Annotated in this window: 15 protein-coding genes; 10 read left to right on the forward strand and 5 right to left on the reverse strand. The window is 66.1% G+C overall.

Annotated elements, in window-relative coordinates; all coding sequences use genetic code 11:
- Positions 1-448: 448 nt before the first annotated feature.
- Entirely contained in the window at positions 449-1,003 is a 555-nt protein-coding gene (locus C5C17_RS02180) for a hypothetical protein (RefSeq protein WP_104251718.1), read from the forward strand.
- A gap of 33 nt (positions 1,004-1,036) precedes the next feature.
- Here C5C17_RS02180 and C5C17_RS02185 read toward each other — a convergent pair whose 3' ends face one another.
- On the reverse strand, positions 1,037-2,122 hold the full coding sequence (locus C5C17_RS02185; RefSeq protein ID WP_104251719.1) for a GTP-binding protein: 1,086 nt from the start codon (positions 2,120-2,122) through the stop codon (positions 1,037-1,039).
- Positions 2,123-2,167: 45 nt separating this feature from the next.
- On the opposite strand from C5C17_RS02185, the gene ykgO reads away from it, so the two are divergent.
- Both ykgO and galE read left to right on the forward strand, forming a co-directional pair.
- Positions 2,168-2,290: a type B 50S ribosomal protein L36 gene (ykgO, locus tag C5C17_RS02190; RefSeq protein WP_104251782.1), complete on the forward strand. Its 123-nt coding sequence runs from the start codon at positions 2,168-2,170 to the stop codon at positions 2,288-2,290.
- 120 nt (positions 2,291-2,410) lie between these two features.
- Positions 2,411-3,400, forward strand: coding sequence for a UDP-glucose 4-epimerase GalE (gene galE, locus C5C17_RS02195; protein WP_104251720.1), 990 nt, complete (start codon positions 2,411-2,413; stop codon positions 3,398-3,400).
- Here the strand turns inward: galE and C5C17_RS02200 are convergent.
- Together C5C17_RS02200 and C5C17_RS02205 are read right to left on the reverse strand one after the other, a co-directional pair.
- The gene (locus C5C17_RS02200) at positions 3,390-4,565 is read right to left on the reverse strand and encodes an acyltransferase (RefSeq protein WP_181028440.1); all 1,176 of its coding nucleotides are present in this window, start codon (positions 4,563-4,565) and stop codon (positions 3,390-3,392) included. The two genes, galE and C5C17_RS02200, sit on opposite strands and share 11 nt — an antisense overlap.
- Positions 4,566-4,614: 49 nt before the next feature.
- Positions 4,615-5,685: an acyltransferase gene (locus C5C17_RS02205; RefSeq protein ID WP_181028441.1), complete on the reverse strand. Its 1,071-nt coding sequence runs from the start codon at positions 5,683-5,685 to the stop codon at positions 4,615-4,617.
- A gap of 319 nt (positions 5,686-6,004) precedes the next feature.
- Between C5C17_RS02205 and C5C17_RS18470 the strand changes: the two genes are divergently transcribed.
- Positions 6,005-7,138: a Coenzyme F420 hydrogenase/dehydrogenase, beta subunit C-terminal domain gene (locus C5C17_RS18470; RefSeq protein ID WP_181028442.1), complete on the forward strand. Its 1,134-nt coding sequence runs from the start codon at positions 6,005-6,007 to the stop codon at positions 7,136-7,138.
- Between the two features lie 24 nt (positions 7,139-7,162).
- On the opposite strand, the gene C5C17_RS02215 is transcribed toward C5C17_RS18470, so the two are convergent.
- Positions 7,163-8,449: a lipopolysaccharide biosynthesis protein gene (locus C5C17_RS02215; protein WP_104251723.1), complete on the reverse strand. Its 1,287-nt coding sequence runs from the start codon at positions 8,447-8,449 to the stop codon at positions 7,163-7,165.
- 49 nt (positions 8,450-8,498) lie between these two features.
- Complete coding sequence (locus C5C17_RS02220; protein ID WP_181028443.1) at positions 8,499-9,587, reverse strand: polysaccharide pyruvyl transferase family protein; 1,089 nt, start codon at positions 9,585-9,587, stop codon at positions 8,499-8,501.
- Between the two features lie 122 nt (positions 9,588-9,709).
- On the opposite strand from C5C17_RS02220, the gene C5C17_RS02225 reads away from it, so the two are divergent.
- The 6 genes from C5C17_RS02225 to C5C17_RS02250 all read left to right on the forward strand — a co-directional run bounded on the left by C5C17_RS02225 (position 9,710) and on the right by C5C17_RS02250 (position 15,793).
- Entirely contained in the window at positions 9,710-10,612 is a 903-nt protein-coding gene (locus C5C17_RS02225) for a glycosyltransferase family 2 protein (protein ID WP_104251725.1), read from the forward strand.
- A gap of 79 nt (positions 10,613-10,691) precedes the next feature.
- The gene (locus tag C5C17_RS19070) at positions 10,692-11,198 is read left to right on the forward strand and encodes a DapH/DapD/GlmU-related protein (RefSeq protein WP_308471301.1); all 507 of its coding nucleotides are present in this window, start codon (positions 10,692-10,694) and stop codon (positions 11,196-11,198) included.
- 129 nt (positions 11,199-11,327) lie between these two features.
- A complete protein-coding gene (locus C5C17_RS02235; RefSeq protein WP_104251726.1) occupies positions 11,328-12,104 on the forward strand; it encodes an SGNH/GDSL hydrolase family protein in 777 nt (258 codons plus the stop codon).
- A 211-nt stretch (positions 12,105-12,315) separates the two neighbouring features.
- A complete protein-coding gene (locus C5C17_RS02240) occupies positions 12,316-13,779 on the forward strand; it encodes a polysaccharide biosynthesis tyrosine autokinase (protein WP_104251727.1) in 1,464 nt (487 codons plus the stop codon).
- A gap of 119 nt (positions 13,780-13,898) precedes the next feature.
- Positions 13,899-14,849: a glycosyltransferase gene (locus tag C5C17_RS02245; protein WP_104251728.1), complete on the forward strand. Its 951-nt coding sequence runs from the start codon at positions 13,899-13,901 to the stop codon at positions 14,847-14,849.
- Complete coding sequence (locus tag C5C17_RS02250) at positions 14,846-15,793, forward strand: glycosyltransferase (protein ID WP_104251729.1); 948 nt, start codon at positions 14,846-14,848, stop codon at positions 15,791-15,793. The genes C5C17_RS02245 and C5C17_RS02250 overlap by 4 nt, the downstream gene beginning before the upstream one ends.

The raw sequence follows: 15,793 nt of genomic DNA on the forward strand, positions 1-15,793 counted from the left end.
GGATCTTTTCCACAGTTTCTCGACTGGTCGTCCGAAGACAGCGCCGCTGGCGTTGGCTGTGCACATGCAGCCGTTGCCCTCTGACTTCGAAGCCCCCATCGGCGGGGTGTTCGCGCGTGACCGTTGGCTACGGTCCGGTGGTTCTGACGCTGAACTTCGACGGAGTCTCCGGGCTGGTGTGTTCCGCCGGGTCGCTCCTGGTTGGTACGCGCTTCCGGGTGCGAGCAGCCATGCGGTGAAGGCGGTTCAGGTGGGTGGCCGGGTGACGTGCTCGAGTGCCCTTGCGCTGCTGGGTGCCTGGGATCTGAAGTCTCCGCTCACGCATGTGCGTGTGCGTCTCGGCGCCGGTGGCGAGATGAGGAGGCGTGCTGGGGGCACGCGGGATGTCGCAGCACAGTCGCGGGCGGGAGTTCGCTTGCATCGGCGGCCACGGTCGTTGACGGTTCCGTTGGGGAAGGACGCCGTCGACGATGTGGAGTCGGCGGTCGGGTCCGCGCTTTTGTGCCTGGACGAGCCTGATCTGGTCGTTGTGGTCGATTCGCTCCTCCAACGGCGGATGCTGGAGTTCGGCACCTTGGACGCGATTGCTGCTCGCCTGCCCTCGGGTGCTCGGCGCAAGCTTCGCTACGTGAGTGGTGCGGCGATGTCGGGAACCGAGTCGAAGGTGCGCTTCTGGTTGCAGAGCGGGGGTCACCGAGTGGAGCCCCAGTCGTGGTTCGAGGGTGTGGGCTTCGTGGACCTTCTGGTCGACGGGTGGCTGGTGATCGAGTGTGATTCGAGGTTGCATCACACCGATCTGGCGGCGTTCGAGGGGGATCGTTCGCGCGATCTCGTGTTGAACGGGGTGCGCGTGCGTTCGCGAGTGCGGGTCGTCCGGCTGTCGTATCGGCAGGTCGTGTTCGACTGGGAGGCGACGACGCTTGCTCTGTTGGGGGTTCTCGAGCAGGGGCCTTCGGCCTCGCGGTTGCGGGCGCGTCGGCGGAGGGGGCGGGGCTTTTCGTAGCGTGACGAGGCGCGTCTCGGTGGCGGTTGTCCGCTACTCCCATCCCGGGAAGCGATCGACATAGCCATGCCAGGCGGCCGGGCCGGCGATGAGCTCATCGTCGGTGAGGGCGCAGCCGCGCAGGGCGGCGTCGATGGCGTCGGTGTGGAGGTTCTTTCCGAAGAAGGCGATGGCGGTGCCGAGGGGTGCGTCTGGGTCTGAGCTGGCGAGGCCGGACGCGCCGAGTTGGATGCTGCTGCCGGTGCTGGACCAGTCGCCGACGTGGTTCGTGCGGTTGGCGAGGCGGAAGAGTCCGCGGGAGCGGGCGATGAGTCCGACTCGGTCGGGCGTGAGGCCGGCGAGGGCTGTGGCGAGGCGTTCGGGATGGAAGGGCCTCGGCTCGTGGAAGACGTGGCAGTCGATGGGGCCGCCGGCCGGCGGGAAGTGGGTGCGTTCGTCGAGCCGCAGCATCCAGCCGGCGGTGGATGCGAGCTGGTGCGCGAGTCGTGGTCGGATCGGCCGTAGTCGCCGCCCGAGTTCGGTGGCCGCGGCTGGCGTGGTGATGGCGGCTGTGGGGTTGAGCTGCTGGATGAGGGCGCAGGTCTCGCTGACGACGCCGGCGGGGTGCGCGTCGGCGGCGGTGAGGATGATGACGGTCGCGAACTCGAGCTGCCCGACGAGGGTGGCGGATGCGTCGGCGTCGTCTGGCAGGGCAGCGCCTTCTTGGAACAGCAGGCGCCTGAGGTCGGTGATGCTGGCGACGGTGACGAACTCTCGCGGGCCGACGACGAGCCCGGCGTCGTCATCGTCGGGAGCAGGGGCCATGGCCTCGCGTCCCTCGGTGAGGACGTGCTCCATTGCCAGCCCGATGCTCTGAGGGTCGGCGTCTGCCGAGAGTTCGACGATGGTGTTGCCCCGCCGCCCGTTCGAGGCCTGCCGCAGGAGGTCTTCGGCGAGCTCGATGCCGAGCTCGAGCGCCACGGTGTGCTCGCTCCCGTAGTCCGCTGCCGGGGTCGCGCCGCTCGGTTCGGCGCACATGAGGGCGGTCACGAGTTGCCGCCCTGATGTCTCGAGGCCGCTGATGAGGGTCATGCCGAGCGAGCTCGCGGCGGTCTGGCTGGTTGGCTGTTCGAGGGTCATGCGGCTAGTCTAATGAGAAAGATTCTCAACAAGAAGGGTGTGGCCATGAAAGTTCGCAACTCGCTCAAGGCGCTGAAAAAGGTCCCGGGCGCGCAGATCGTCCGCCGCCGCGGTCGCACGTTCGTCATCAACAAGAAGAATCCGCGCATGAAGGCTCGGCAGGGCTGACCAGCCCGCTCTGGCGCGCCCGCTGCCCTGAACTGCCAGAATGGGGGCGGGTGCGTTCCGGCGCGTCCGACGAAGCCCGGCGCAGCCGCTCGGCGCTGCCGCACTCTGAGGAGATTCACCATGACTGTGCTCATCACCGGCGGTGCCGGTTACATCGGCGCTCACGTGCTTGCCGCTCTCGAGGCTCGCGGGGACACGGCCGTCGTCGTCGATGACCTCACGACGGGCACCCCCGAGAAGGTCGGCGCGACCCCGCACTTCAACTTCGACATCTCCACGACGGGTGCGGCGGATGCGCTTGCCGACATCATGCAGGCGCTCGAGGTGACGAGCGTCATCCACTTCGCGGCGAAGAAGCAGGTGGGCGAGTCGGTGGCGAGGCCCGCGTGGTACTACCAGCAGAACATGGGCGGGCTCGCGAACGTGCTCGAGGCGATGCAGCGCGCAGACGTGAAGAGCCTCGTGTTCTCGTCGTCGGCGGCTGTGTACGGCCTCGGGACCGGGTCCGACGAGCCGATCCGCGAGGACGACGTCAAGAACCCCATCAACCCCTACGGGCAGACGAAGCTCGCGGGGGAGTGGCTCGTGCAGGCTGCGGCGAAGGCTGCGGGCATCAGCGCCGTGTCGCTGCGCTACTTCAACGTCGCGGGTGCTGGCAGCGACGAGCTGGCCGACCGCTTCGCGCTGAACCTCGTGCCGATGATCTTCGAGAAGCTGGCCGAGGGCAAGTCGCCGCTGGTGTTCGGCGACGACTACCCGACGCCGGACGGCACGTGCGTGCGCGACTACGTGCACGTCGTCGACCTGGCGGATGCGCACCTCGCGGTGCTGGACGCGATCGCGGCAGGCACCGAGGTCTCGGCCGAGTACAACGTGGGTCGCGGTGAGGGCTACTCGGTGTTCGACGTGCTGGATGCGGTGCGTCGCGCGAGCGGGCAGCAGTTCGAGGCGGATGTCGCGCCGCGTCGCCCGGGTGACCCGGCCTTGCTGGTGGCTGACGCGTCCCGGATCAAGGATGAGCTGGGGTGGACGGCGAAGTACTCGCTGGACGACATGGTCACGTCGGCGTGGTCGGGGTTCGAGCGCAACGGCGCTCCGGTCAAGGCGTAGCGCGGCGGCGGGGACGCAGCTTCGGGAACACGAAGACGGCGTCTCCTGCCGGCCAGCGGCGCAGCCAGCAGAAGAGGTAGCTGAGGCTCATCGCGACGATGGTGTTGATGATGAGCATCCAGGTGGGGTCGCGCATGCCCCAGTCGCCGAGCCATGAGGTGATCATGATCTGCGCGGGGTAGTGCACGACGTAGAAGACGACGGAGTTGCGGCCGATGTACTGAAGCCAGTGAGCGGAGTCACCGTCGAGGCCCCGTTTGGTGCCGGTGAGGCGGCGGGTGATCATCATGATCGCGGCGACTCCGGCGAGGATGACGGGGATCCAGACGAGCTCGTAGCGGTCGATGAGGCGGGTCGCGGCGGTGAGTGAGCCGTCGCCGGGAGCTGTCGAGGTTGTGCCCGAGATCCACTGGAGTGCACCGTCGAGGCCGAAGTAGGTGCCGCGCGTCTGCCCGATGAGCAGCGCGCCGAAGCCGCCGGCGATGGCGGTGCAGGCGATGAGGAGTGGCCAGCTCTCGATGCGGGCGAGCTGGTGGCGGTGCTGGGCGACGAGGTGGCCGGCGAAGAAGAATCCGCCGTAGTAGGCGAGGTCGCCCCACATCCCGGATGGCCCGATCCTGTCGGTGGAGAGTATGGCGCTGAGGACCCAGAGGGCGAGTGGCACGAGCACGAACCAGGGGCCGCGGATGCGGGTGAGGAGCGGCGCGGCGAGGTAGTAGATGGCGAGGTAGAAGATGAACCAGAGCCAGCTGAGGGCGATCCAGTTGCTGGGGTCTGTCCACCCGTCTTGCATGGTGACGAGCCAGTACACGGTTCCCCAGAGCAGGTACGGCCAGGCCAGGGTGCGCAGTTTGCCGGTGTAGTAGGTGGGGCCCGTCTTCGCGAGGGAGCGGCCGAGGAGCATCCCGGAGAGGAGGAGGAGCGTGCTCATCCGGTAGGGCGCGAAGAGCGTGTTGAGGTCGTTGATGACGCTGGTCGGGTCGACGCCGGCGAGGAAGATCGGGATGGCGCTGGCGTGGAAGGTGACGACGAGGAGGATCGCGGCGCCGCGGACGAGGTCCATCCAGTGCTCGCGCCGTATTGGCCTTGTCGAACCGGATGCGGGCGTCACATCGGCCGCGCTTCTGGCGGCTGGCTGCTGTATGGCTGCTCGTGTGGGCATCATGGTTTCACTAGGGCGCTGTGGGTTGTCCCGGTGCGCGAACCGGGTTCGCTCACCTGGTGGATGACTCTGCTCGTTGCGGGAAGACGAAGAGCGCATTCACGATGTGGCTGCGGCGTCGGAGTGCAACAGCGCCGAACGATACGGCAAGTGCGGCGATGATGCACGCGCTCATCACGATGGGCTGCTCGGTGATGCCGGCCGCGGCCAGGAGTTTGACGAGCACGATCTGCAGTGGGTAGTGGATGAGGTAGAACACGACCGAGTTGCGGCCGATGTGCTGCAGGAAGCGTGAGAGGGCGGGTTCGCGGTGTCCGTCGAGGGTGCCGCGGATGCGTCGCGCGAGGAGCGCGGTGCCGGCGATGCCGGCGAGGACGACGGGAACCCAGATCAGGTCGAAGCGCTCGATGGCACCGTCGTCGTTCGTGCCTGGCGTCGTGGGCGAGGTGAGGGTGAGCCCGTGCTCCTGGAGGACGAGCAGTGCGGCGAAGACCGAGCTGCCGACGAGGAGCGTCACCATGGTGGGTGTCGAATCGAAGCGTCTGAGCAGGTGCCGGCTTCGGGCGATCAGGTAGCCGGTGAAAAAGAATCCGCTGTAGTAGCTGAGGTCGAAGAGTGTGCCGTCGGGGGCAACGGTGCTGAGCAGCCAGAGGGTGATCGGTACGAGGGTGAACCACGGGGTCGGGATTCGGGTGAGCAGGGGCGCGGCGAGGTAGGAGAGGAAGAGGCACAGGATGAACCACAGCCAGCTGCGTGTGGCCCAGCCGTCTGGGCGCATCCACTCTGTGGGGTTGGAGGTGGCGATCCAGAAGATCACGAGCCAGACGACGTAGGGCCAGGCGAGGGTGCGGAGTTTGCTGGCGTAGTAGCGGCGGGGTGGTTTGGCGAGGGCGCGGGGGAGGAGGAGGCCGGAGAGCAGCATGAGGGAGGTCATGCGGAACGGCGCGAAGTAGAGGGTGATGTCGTCGATGACGGTGCCGGGGGTGATGTCGGCGATGTGCGTGGGCACGTCGATGGCGTGGTTGGCGATGACGAGGAGGATGGCGGTGCCGCGGATGAGGTCGATCCAGCGTTCGCGCTGGCGGGGCAGGGTCCTTGTTCGTCCTCGTCCTCGTGCTCGCATTCGCCCCCTCCGTGTCATCTCTGCACTGTACCCACGGGTTGCGATCCGTCGACAACTATGTGCATCCTGCGTGCTTGTCAAGGGGTACGAGTGCCCGCGCGGCCTTACCAGTTCAGCGGTAATATTGCCGCTTTCCCGGGTGACTTCACCCCGAACTTCACCCTCACGGGGTGTTGGCTGTGTCTCGCCCGGGTGGAAACGGCTTGTGAAGGGAACGATGAACACCTCTGGACGCCTTGACCGCGCAGTTGCGCGTGTCGTCACCTCTGGCAGCTGCACTGGATGCGGTGGATGCGCGCTCATCTCGAATCGTGTTCGCATGTCGGACTCGGATGAGGGGTTCAGGCGCCCCGTTGTCGAGGGGCCGCGAGACGCCTCGGATGCCGCCGATGCTGCGCGGTTCAAGCGGATCTGCCCCGGAGTCAGGGTGGTAGCCCCTCGCGTTGAGCCCGGGGCGAGCGTGCATCCGTTCTTCGGGCGCAACGTATCCGTGTGGCGCGCATGGGCGGCTGATTCGGAGACACGCGACCGAGGAAGCAGCGGCGGCGTCTTGACCGCGTTGTCGTCCTGGTTGATCGAACAGGGGATCGTCGAGCATGCCCGCGGTGTCGCCTCGGACTGCTCCGCGCCGAAGCGGAGTGTGCCCGTCACGATCACGAGCAGGCGGCAGGCCCTCGCCTCTGCGGGGTCTCGCTACGCGCCAGTTGCGGCCCTCGACGGCGTCGAGCTGGACGCGTCGACCGCGGTGGTTGCGAAGCCGTGCGAGGTGGCTGCGGCCCGGGCGCTGAGCGATGACCAGGGCGGTGAGTCGCCCGTCATGCTCTCGTTCTTCTGTGCGGGGACGCCGAGCCAGAAGGCGACCGACTCCCTCGTCCGCAAGATCGGTCTGGAGCCCGATGAACTTACCCGGTTGAAGTATCGCGGCGACGGCTGGCCGGGGTTCTTCACTGCGACGGACACCGCGGGGAAGACTGCGGCGCTCTCGTATTCGGAATCCTGGGGTTCGCACCTGGGCCGGGACCTGCAGATGCGGTGCAAGCTCTGCGTCGATGGCACGGGGGAAGCCGCGGACATCGCCGTTGGTGACTTCTGGGACACCGATGAGAACGGCTACCCCCTTTTCGCTGAGCAGGATGGTGAATCCGTCGCGATCGCTCGCACGCAACGTGGGCACCAGCTGCTGCTTCAGGCCGCGGAGAGCGGTGCTGTCGTCCTCGAGGAGCTCGACCTCGACCTTGTCGTGCCCGTCCAGCCGCTTCAGGTGAAGCGCAGGAGGACTCTGGCAGGCAGGCTGCTCGGGCGGCGCCTCGCCGGCTACCAGGTGCCGAAGTATCAGGACTACGAGATCTGGTCGCAGCTGCTCGTCGGGGGCCTCGTCATCTGGAAGACGGCAGCCGGGACGTTCTTGAGATCGTTCAAATCCCGTGTGAAAGCCGGATCACCGGACCGCTGACAGAGGTTGATCCGTCCTGAATCGTCAATCCCGCTTAGTGAGCCTACGGATCGCCTCGCGGGCATCGGCCACGCGCGGTATCAGTGAGCTCACGGGTGAACGCAGGCCCGTCGCGAGCATGACGAGCATCAGCAGGTAGCCGAGCGAAGAGGCGATCGCGGCGCCCAGCGCTCCCAGGATGGGGCCAAGCGCGAACAGAGCGGCCAGCCCGAGTGCGAGCCCTACCGTCTGGGCGATGGTCATGCGCACGCCGCGTCCGTCAGCGGCCAGAGCCATGGAGAGCACGTACCCGGATGTCATGGCGATGCCGCCGGTCGAGGCGATCCAGACGACGGGGACTGCGCCTGCGAACTCGGAGCCGAACAGGAGCGGGACGATGAGTGGTGCCGCGATGCACATGGCGATGAACGCGAGGGGCGCGATCGCGAACGCGGAACGAGCTGCCTGCTGTTGCAAGCCGCGTCGGGCATCTCCGGCCTCTGCTCGTGCGATCGGCGTGAAGTACGCTGCGCCGAGCGCTTGTCCCAGAGCCAGCGGAATCGTCACGATGGTCGTGGCTACGGCGTAGAGGCCTGCCTGGCTCGCCCCCAGGAGTGGGAGCGCGATGGCTTGGTCGAGGCGGTTGGACGCGGTTTCTGCGAGGGCCGCCCCGGCGAATTTGGTTCCCTCACGGGTCACTCCGGGCAACCGCTTCAGTGCGCCACTCCAGTCTCCTCTCACGAGAACGATGCCCGTGACGAATGTCGCCAGTAGGCCGCTGAGATAGCACGCGAGAACTGTGGCGGTGCTCGCGATGCCGAGGAGGGAGACCGTGAGGATCAGGGTGAGGTAGGCGACCGGTTGGATGATCTGCATCGCGAAGACGGCTCGATAGCGGGCATGTGCGATCAAGACGCCGATGTCGCACATCCAGCTCATCACCATCGGTGCCGCGGCGATACCGACGGTGGCGACTGCTCGGCTGACAGGGTCGAAGTCGCGGAGCAGCAGGTTGCTGACGAGCAACGCCGCCGCGGCAGCGGGAACAAAGCCGATGATGGCTATCAGACGGGCGGTGGCGATGGCCTGCTTGCCGTCCGTTGTTGCGGATCGCCGTCTCACCACGAGAGGCACCCCGAACGCCAGGACGACGGGGACGATGTGGAACAGCGCGATGGCGGCCGCGGTCTCGCCTCGGCCCGCTGGCCCGATCGCGCGTGCGACGATCGGTGCAGAGATCAGAGCCAGTCCGGACGCCAGAATCCGGGAGAAGGCAAGGAGCGACGGGCTGTCATCCGTGAAGAGGTGGACAATCTTCTTCAGCCACTTCACTGCGCACCGGGTGTTCTGAAGGCTCTCGAAGCGACCCCTGACTCAGCCACTACGGTCGAGAGAATTTCTTCATCGCTGCTGCGGACAGGCTGAGGCGCGCCTGGGCCCGCTCGCGAAGGACGGATGCTTCCTGCTTGCCGGCCGCACCCAGGAGCGACAGTGCCGATTCGCCAATTTGTGCGACCCGGTCCACGTCGTCGCGCAGGTCGAAGCCATGCGTCCAGCCGATGCCGTTCATGAGCGGCGCGAACTTTCGGGAGTAAGCCAGCGGGAGCGACGGCGTTCCCGTCGAGAGCGCGTTGAGGCAGGCGTGCATCCGAGACCCGATGACGAGGTTGGCGGCGGCCACTGCCTCGCGAGCTTCCGCGAGGTTCGTGGGAACGACGACGTCCAGTCCGAGCTCGGCGCCGAGAGCACGACAGACGGGCACATCGTTGTCGGGGCGGGGGTTCTCGATAACGTGCGAGAGGAGCGTGACCGTGCGCCCGTTCGACTGCAGATCCTTGATCAGGGAGCGGATCGTGCGCTGGTACCGGACATTGTCGACGTGCGGGTTCGGCTGCCAGAGCAGACCGGACACGTTCAGGAGAACGTCGTAGGAGTTCTCGACCTTGGGAACCGGCAGCGCGAAGACCACGTCTGTGGAAAGAGCGTCTGGGGTCACGCGCATGATGTTCGTGGAGTAGGTCGCGCTCTCGGAATCACGTGTGTGCACCTGGAGCGCCTTGCGCAGCATGTAGCGGCACATGGCCCGTCCCCAGGCCTTGTCGAACGGGCCGATCGTCTGCGGGCCGAGGATCACCGGGATGCGCAGCTTCGCGGCCAAGCGGTGCGCGTTGAACATCCACGCGAGGCGCTGGAAGCCGTAGATGTCGGCGAAGCTGTCGCCCGCTCCGGAATCGATGAGGAGATCGTAGGCCCGCAGCTTCGACTTCAGCGGTCCGTTGCGGCGGCCGAGATCCTTGAGGATGCTCTTGTTGCCGAACCCGACTTCGGAGTCTCCGCGTCCGTAATCCTGGAAGTCGACGGTGACGTCGTCTCCCCAGACTTCCTCGGCAAGAGCTTTGAGCCCTTGAGCGAGGACCTGGACTCCGAGGTTGGGGGAACGGGAGTCCGCCCAGAGAATTAGGATCCGCACGATGCTTCGGCACCTCTTTCTGGCACGCCACCGCGCCCGCGACTACTGGGACAGACTACTTGTTCGTTCGCAACCTCAGCGCAGGCGGCCAGGATGCGCGGGGCTTGTACGCTTGGGTCTCTATGAAGCTTCTCGCAGTGGTCGTCAACTATCGAAGCTCGCAGTTCCTCACGAGCTGCCTCGCTTCCCTCGGCGAAGCCGGAGTCGAGCGAGTGTCCGTCGTCGACAACTTCTCGGACGAGCGTGAGCGTGAGCTCGTCAGGGAGGCGGTTGCGGCGTCGGATGTTCCGGTGACGCTGTCCCTGCTCGACTCGAACGCTGGCTTCGGGCCAGGAGTGAATCGGGCTGTCGAGGCTCTGGGTGCAGCCCCCGAAGATCTCATCTGGATCGTGAACCCCGATGCCGAGGTCTCGAATGAGGCGGCTCGCTCGCTCGTGGCGGTCTTCGACGACGACCGAGCCGATCTCGTCTCGCCGCTGATCCTGACGGGAGCTCGCGAGCGCCCCGTCGTGTGGTTCGCAGGGGGCGAGATCCAGCGCAGGTCTGGCCGAACGCAGCATCTTCACCTAGCCGAGGACTCAGCCGGCCTCTCCGGACTTCACGACGTCAGCTTCGTGACCGGGGCAGCGCCCCTGATTCGTGCGAGCGCGTTCGCTGAGCTCGGTGGATTCCGCGAGGACCTGTTCCTCTACTGGGAGGACGCCGACCTGTCCGACAGGGCGACTGCCCTCGGCCTTCGGCTCGCCGTCGACCTCGACGCCGTGGTGTGGCATGCGGTCGGTGGTTCGGGTGATTCGCACGGCAAGAGCGCCGTCTACTACCGCTACATGCAGCGCAACCGCATGCTCGTGGCCTCAGGCTGGAGCTCACGCTGGAACCTTCTGCTGAGGGGCGGCGCGGTCGAGACGCTCAAGCTCCTCGCGCGTCCTCTCAAGGAGCGGCGCGGGCGGCGCGAGAAGTTCGCGGCCGGATTCGGCGGGTTGCGCGAAGGGTTCCGCCTCGCGGGGTCTCGCCGGAGTTCCTGATGCAGCGACGGAGGTAATCTTCGGCCACTGAACGCCGAATTGTCCTCTCGCGTGGAATTCTCCGGGCATGCTGGGTGTCATGTCACGTCTCAGCTCGCTTTGGCCCGGACTCGTCCGCAACGTCTACCTGAACCGCATCCTGGCGAGTTCTCTCGTTCCCATGCCTGCGAGGTGGCGCCTGCTTCGCGCCTACGGGGCGTCGGTCGAGAAGTCTCGAATCTCTCCCGGGGTCTGGTTCGGGAGTCGCCGGATCGCGATCGGACGTGGTTCGTACATCAACACGCGGTGCATGTTCTCCACGCACGGGCAGATCTCTGTCGGCGAGAACGTGTACTTCGGGATGGGTGTGCTCGTCACGACCGCGAGCCATGAGGTGGGTCCATCGCAGCAGCGGGCGGGGGCTCTCACCGTCGCTCCTGTGCGGATCGGAGACGGGTGCTGGATCGGCGCGAACGTCACCGTTCTTCCTGGCGTGACGATCGGGCCAGGAACCATCGTCGCGGCTGGCGCCGTCGTCACGGCGGACTGCGAGGCGAACTCGTTGTACGCGGGTGTGCCCGCGCGGAAGAAGCGCGATCTGTCTTGAGTCCGCCCAGCCGACGGGTCAGATAGCGATCGACGACGAATATGATTGGGCGTTAATATTTAGGTCTTCGCCTAATGAATCCCGTCCCGTAGCTCTCAGCATGCGTTCAGCCCGGTACGATGACTGGAAATGAAAACACGCAACCAGAGTGCGCGTCGTTGGCCCCAGCTGACACTGCTCGTGGTCGTGGCTCTCGCTGCGGCTGCGTTGGTGGCTCTGGCATTCACGCCACGTGAGGCCCCCGCGGGGGCCGGCGCAGAACCAGTTCTTACGATATCCAGCTCGGAAGACGCCAATGCGTCGGCGAACCCGGGTGGCGTTCCATCCCCCTCCGCACCATCGGCGACCCCTGCTGGTACCGGCCTGACGGTCGCCTTCATCGGCGACTCCTACACGGAGGGTGTCGGCGCGAGCGACCCGTCGCTGCGCTGGACCACGCTGCTCGCGGCGGCGAACGGCTGGGAAGAGCTGAACCTCGGCGTCAGTGGCGCGAGCTACGGCCAGGGTCTCGACGAGTGGAACTCGTACGCGGTCCAGGTCGAGGAAGCCATCGAAGCGCAGCCCGACGTGGTGATCGTCTCCGGCGGTCTCAACATGTCGGAGCTCGACCAGGAACTCGGCGTCGAGTCGGTCTTCACCGACCTGCGCGCGGGTCTGCCCGATGCCCGCATCGTGGCGGTCTCGCCGTTCTGGGTGGCCACGGCTTACCCGCAGCAGCTGACCCTCACGAGTGAGCTGATCAAGGCGGACGTGGCGGCTGTCGGAGGCCAGTACCTGGAAGTCGGTCACCTCTTCGAGGACGAATTCCAGTACTTCGAACTGGACGGTCTGCACCCGGACGACGCGGGTCACCAGTTGATCGCGAATGCTGTCGACGCGGGCCTGCCCGCGGAAATTGGCGGCTGATCGGCGGCCTGCGCGCCACTGTGCCAATTTGGGACCAGATCGGCACATTTCACGAATTTACAGCCGAATAACATGACACAAGTAGTATGAGGTAGGGCCTGCCCCCGCCTGCCTGAGATACCCCCTGCGCTCCGAACCGCGAGCCACCCGTTTCGTGCCAGCCGCGAAAGCGGCTGCGGCACGAGCGCGAGAGACACACGGACGGACCTTTATGGAACTGCGCGACTATCTGCGAATCCTGCACAAGAACTGGATCATCATCCTGATCTGCACGCTGGCGGGTATCGCCGCCGGGGCCGGGGCATCGCTGCTCATGACACCCAAGTACGAGTCCGTATCTGAGGTGTACGTCTCAGTCCGGTCCTCCGACACCTCAGTGACCGCGGAGCTCGCCCAGGGAACCACGTTCGCGCGTCAGGCGGTGCAGTCGTACACGACCGTCGTCAACAAGGAGATCGTCACCTCTCGCGTCGTGGAAGAGCTCGGGCTGGACCGGACCCCGGGTCAGCTCGCGGAGCAGATCACCGCGACCAACCAGCTCAACACTGTGGTCATTGAGATCGCGGTCATCGACGAGGACCCAGTCCTCGCTGCGTCGATCGCCAACTCGGTTGCGAGCAACTTCATCGACGTGATCGTGAACGAGCTGGAGAAGCCGGAAGGCGCGTCGCAGAGCCTCGTCAAGATCGAGCCGGTTCAGTCGGCGAACGTTCCGTCGAGCCCGGTGAGCCCGCGAGTGCCCATCAATATCGCCATCGCGGCCATCGTCGGACTTGCCCTTGGAATCGGCGTGGCCTTCCTGCGCCAGCTGATCGACACCAAGATCCGCAGCACCCACGACATCACCCAGATCACGGACCGCCCGATCGTCGGCACGATCGCGTTCGACCCCGACGCCGGAAAGCGGCCGCTCATCGTCCACGAGGAGCCCAAGAGCCCCAAGGCCGAGTCGTACCGCGCATTGCGCACGAACCTGCGCTTCATGGACATCGAGAACACCAGGCACAGCTTCGTCGTCACGAGCTCGCTGCCATCCGAGGGCAAGAGCACGACGTCGGCGAACATCGCCATCGCTCTCGCCGAGCAGGGTGCGAAGGTCGTGCTGGTCGACGGCGACCTCCGCAAGCCGAAGGTCGCAACGACCATGGGCGTCGACGGCTCGGTCGGTCTGACCGACCTCCTGAGCGGCCGCGCGGAGCCGAAGGATGTCCTGCAGCGCTGGGGCCGTGGCCGTCTTTACGTCCTCCCCGCAGGGCGCATCCCGCCGAACCCGAGCGAGCTGCTCGGGTCGCACACCATGCAGCAGGTCCACGACCAGCTCCTGGCCGAACACGACTACGTCATCATCGACGCGCCCCCGCTGCTGCTCGTCACCGACGGAGCGGTTCTGAGCGAGCTCGCTCACGGAACCCTCCTTGTGGTCGCCAGCGGCCAGACACCGCGATCCGCGCTGACCGGTGCCGTCGCCCAGCTCGAAGGCATCGGCTCTGAGGTCTCGGGAATCGTGGTCACGAAGGTGCCCACGAAGGGACCGGACTCCTACGCCTATGGTTCCTATGGCGGCTACGGCGCCTACTACGGGACCGACGGGGATGGGAACCCGACCACGGAGTACCGCAAGATCGGCACAGGGCAGATGCCGATCATCGTGAGCCGCAAGAATCGCCAATCCTAAGGCGGCTCGGTTCCGAACCACTTCGTCCTCTGACTGTTCCTGATACCCCTAACGGAGCGAACTATGCACGTCCCCCGCGTGACAACAACGGCCCCTCTTCTCGCCCGAGGAGTGCGCCGATGACCCGTGAGGGTCGGAAGCTGCTCTTAATCGCTTCGACGGGCGGTCATCTCGCGCAGCTCGTGCGACTGCAGAAGAGGCTCGGAGCGAGCGACGAGTCACTCTGGGTGACGTTCGACACCGAGCAGTCGAAGAGCCTGCTCCGGGGCAAGCGCGTCCTGCACGTCCCCTACGTCGCGCCCCGCGACTGGCGGGCGATGCTGCGGGCCGCCCGCATCATCAACCGGCGTCTGAAGGTGGAGAAGTTCGACAGCGCCGTGAGCACGGGAGCCGGCCTGGCTCTCGCTGGGCTGCCGATGGCGAGGAAGCACAAGATCCCCGCGTCGTACATCGAGAGCGTGTCCCGGGTCAACGGGCCATCCCTTTCCGGACGCATCCTCTACGCAAGCCGTCTCGCGAAGATGCACACGCAGCACCGCGCGTGGGCACGGGGTCGCTGGATTCCCGTCGAACCCGTTCTCGCCGAGTACCGGACAGCGCCGGTCGACCTGGGAACGCTCCCGGAGAAGCCGCGGATGTTCGTGACCCTCGGGACCATCCGACCGTACCGCTTCGATGCGCTCGTCGATCGGCTGCTGGCTTCGGGAGTCGATCTCTCCAGGACTACCTGGCAGCTGGGCGTGACAGACCGGGATGACCTGCCAGGTACGGTGCACGAATACATGACGGCCGACCAGTTCGAAGAGAATTCACGCGACGCGGACATCGTGATCACGCATGCAGGCGTCGGCACGGTCATGGACCTCCTCAACCTCGGCAAGTCACCGGTCGTGGTCCCTCGGCGTGCCGCAAGCGGCGAGCACGTCGATGACCACCAGCAGCAGATCACCGCGCTCCTCGAGAAGCTCGATCTCGGCGTTCCGGTGCAGGTGGACGATCTCGACCTCGATAGTGTTCGCAGTGCGTACGCGCGCGCAACCCAGGCTGCCGATGATGGAGTCAAGAGATGACAAGCAGCGGAGTATTCGTCAGCTGGACCGACCACGGTCGCAGCAGGGACATTGCGCGCGCCGTCGGCCTCGACAACATCGTTCCCGTCAGCAAGAAGTCGAATCTCGCTCTGAAGTACGCGCAGCTCTCCTGGCGGTCCTGGAAGGCACTGAGGGCCCGTCGACCAGACGTGGTGTTTTTCATGCAGCCGCCTGCGCCGCTTCTGCTGGTCGCCAGACTGTATGCGAGCACCAGAAGGGGCGTCGTTCTCTACGGCGACCTCCACAGTGGCTTCTTCAACGACTCGAAGTGGTCATGGTTCACCAAGCTGGGACTGCGACTCCTTCGTCGGCATCACGTGATCGTGACGAACGATGCCCTGGCGGATGTGGTCGGCGAGCGCGTGCGGTTCGTGCACGTCCTGCACGACGTGCTCGATGCATCCGACGCAGCGGAGGCCATCGACGTGACGCGAGACTACGTGCTCTGCCCGCTCAGCTACGCAGCTGATGAGCCCATCGACGAGCTCCTGCAGGCAGCCCGCTCGACGCCGGAGGTCGTCTGGAAGCTCACAGGTCGTGCCCCGCAGTCGGTGCGCGACGCGGCTCCCGAGAATGTCGAATTCACCGGCTTCGTATCCCAGGAGGAGTACGAGAGCCTGCTCGGAAACGCCTCAGCAGCTCTCGCGCTGACGAGCCGCGCGGACACCATGCAACGTGCGGGCTACGAGGCTCTCAGCGCCAACACGCCCTTGGTCGCGAGCCGGCAGCAGGTGCTCGTGGACTTCTTCGGCTCGGCGGCCGTGTTCACCGACCATGACGCCGCCGCGCTCTCCGCAGCAGTCCGGTCGGCGATCTCCGACACAGAACTGCGATCTCGCATGGCCGAGCTCCTCCTGAAGCGCATGGCGGAGCAATCGGCCGTCCTGGAGAACATCACGACCCTTGTGAAGACGGGGCGCTAA

This window comes from Pseudoclavibacter sp. RFBA6 (assembly GCF_002931575.1).
In the GTDB taxonomy this organism is placed as follows: Bacteria; Actinomycetota; Actinomycetes; order Actinomycetales; family Microbacteriaceae; genus Pseudoclavibacter; species Pseudoclavibacter terrae.

Bases quoted from the DNA above. Each gene is read 5' to 3' on its own strand.
- C5C17_RS02185 (WP_104251719.1), bottom strand. From the start codon at position 2,122: ATGACCCTCGAACAGCCAACCAGCCAGACCGCCGCGAGCTCGCTCGGC.
- ykgO (WP_104251782.1), top strand. From the start codon at position 2,168: ATGAAAGTTCGCAACTCGCTCAAGGCGCTGAAAAAGGTCCCGGGCGCG.
- galE (WP_104251720.1), top strand. From the start codon at position 2,411: ATGACTGTGCTCATCACCGGCGGTGCCGGTTACATCGGCGCTCACGTG.
- C5C17_RS02200 (WP_181028440.1), bottom strand. From the start codon at position 4,565: ATGATGCCCACACGAGCAGCCATACAGCAGCCAGCCGCCAGAAGCGCG.
- C5C17_RS02205 (WP_181028441.1), bottom strand. From the start codon at position 5,685: ATGCGAGCACGAGGACGAGGACGAACAAGGACCCTGCCCCGCCAGCGC.
- C5C17_RS18470 (WP_181028442.1), top strand. From the start codon at position 6,005: ATGTCGGACTCGGATGAGGGGTTCAGGCGCCCCGTTGTCGAGGGGCCG.
- C5C17_RS02225 (WP_104251725.1), top strand. From the start codon at position 9,710: ATGAAGCTTCTCGCAGTGGTCGTCAACTATCGAAGCTCGCAGTTCCTC.
- C5C17_RS19070 (WP_308471301.1), top strand. From the start codon at position 10,692: ATGTCACGTCTCAGCTCGCTTTGGCCCGGACTCGTCCGCAACGTCTAC.
- C5C17_RS02235 (WP_104251726.1), top strand. From the start codon at position 11,328: ATGAAAACACGCAACCAGAGTGCGCGTCGTTGGCCCCAGCTGACACTG.
- C5C17_RS02240 (WP_104251727.1), top strand. From the start codon at position 12,316: ATGGAACTGCGCGACTATCTGCGAATCCTGCACAAGAACTGGATCATC.
- C5C17_RS02245 (WP_104251728.1), top strand. From the start codon at position 13,899: ATGACCCGTGAGGGTCGGAAGCTGCTCTTAATCGCTTCGACGGGCGGT.
- C5C17_RS02250 (WP_104251729.1), top strand. From the start codon at position 14,846: ATGACAAGCAGCGGAGTATTCGTCAGCTGGACCGACCACGGTCGCAGC.